We start from the raw sequence: 214 nt of genomic DNA on the forward strand, positions 1-214 counted from the left end.
GGCAGGGTCTCCCGGAACCGGGCGATGAGCCCCTCGAGGCAGAGGCGCAGGATCGGATCGGCGCCGGCGAGCCGCTGGCGGATCTGCGCCGCCCCCACGGGCACGAGCACGCAGTCCTCCTCGGCGCGACGCGCCGGGCGGACTTGACCGCCTCGAACGACCAGCGCCCGTCCGCCCGGTACCACTGGTAGGAGGAATCGATCCGCGACAGGGT

The 214-nt window shown here is 73.8% G+C and carries 1 protein-coding gene; it reads right to left on the reverse strand.

Going from position 1 to position 214, the window contains the following annotated elements:
• On the reverse strand, window positions 1-211 hold a 211-nt coding region (locus tag I53_RS36090), incomplete at its 3' end, for a hypothetical protein (protein WP_374701299.1).
• Window positions 212-214: the final 3 nt, after the last annotated feature.

Origin of the sequence: Methylobacterium sp. B1, assembly GCF_000333255.1 — a bacterium.
In the GTDB taxonomy this organism is placed as follows: domain Bacteria; phylum Pseudomonadota; class Alphaproteobacteria; order Rhizobiales; family Beijerinckiaceae; genus Methylobacterium; species Methylobacterium fujisawaense.